This window comes from Oleiphilus sp. HI0043, from assembly GCF_001634935.1.
The window spans coordinates 1-1,033 of the sequence record NZ_LWEY01001759.1 but is presented as its reverse complement, the minus strand read 5'-3'; the positions used below and the strand labels follow the sequence as shown (position 1 = coordinate 1,033).

Sequence of the window (1,033 nt, the reverse complement as noted above, 5' to 3'; positions counted from 1 at the left end):
ACATTGCAATGTACAGTTTCTTTTAGGTAGAGATCGCCATCGGTCTTCATGCTGATAATAACAGCGGCTATTTCTAGTAGAGCGTCGGTTTTTGCGTTAAAGCCAGCGGTCTCAACATCAATCACGACTGGAAGAAAGCCCCGAAAGCGATTGGATATGGCGTGAGAATTGCATTTTTCAGATTGGTTTGGCACGGTTTGTCCTTATTTGTTCCGTTGCGTGGCTAAGTCGGCCAAGTTGTAGCGACAGTATATCAGAGCAAGGTTATGATAGGGCAAAGAATTGCCAGGTTTTGTTTTCAGTTTTTATGTGACTTGGAAAATACCTTATTAGGGGCTTGCTACAAAAAGAGCTGATCCGATTTATTATGGTAAGAGAATTTGTGAGGTGTCCGATTTGAAGCGCGGTAGTACTTTTGTAAGAGGCTTAATGTTAGGAGTCGTGTTAGCTTGCTTATCAAGCCTTGCCCATGCCAAAACCTATAGCGCAGAGCTGGATCAGAGTCAGTGGTACCTGTCTTCCTCTATATTCGAATGCAGTCTGGTTCATGATATTCCTTATTATGGTAAGGGTGTCTTCTATCATGAAGCAGGAGAGAACCTGCGCTTCTATACGATGACTAATAATAACCCTATGAAACCGGGTAAAGCGGCGTTAGTGGTTGAGGCTTCATCTTGGAAGCCGGGCAAGGTAATTCAGGATCTGGGTTATGTCGACGTTGTAGATAGNGATCAGCCTTTAAGTGTGCCTAGAGCTAAAGCGACTAATATGATGCAGGGCCTATTAGAAGGCATGACGCCAACTTTTACCCGGAAAGCTTGGTACAGCGATGATTCAATCAGGGTTAGAATTAATAGTGTTAATTTCAAGTCAATCTATAATGGCTATCTTGATTGTATAGCAGGTTTGTTGCCGGTTAATTTTAGGCAGGTCGAGAAAACGCGTGTGCATTTTGAATCTGATAAGTCAGATCTAACCGAGCGTGATATAAAGTCACTGGATTTGGTGGTTCTCTATGTCTTAAATGACTCGA

1 protein-coding gene and 1 pseudogene are annotated in these 1,033 nt (G+C 42.7%); one reads left to right on the top strand and one right to left on the bottom strand.

Annotated elements, in window-relative coordinates; genetic code table 11:
* Window positions 1–194: exonuclease domain-containing protein (locus A3729_RS31165; protein ID WP_255376415.1), on the bottom strand; the 194-nt coding region annotated here is incomplete at its 3' end.
* A gap of 193 nt (window positions 195–387) precedes the next feature.
* Between A3729_RS31165 and A3729_RS27190 the strand changes: the two are divergent.
* A pseudogene (locus A3729_RS27190) lies at window positions 388–1,033 on the top strand (OmpA family protein); the annotation flags it as partial.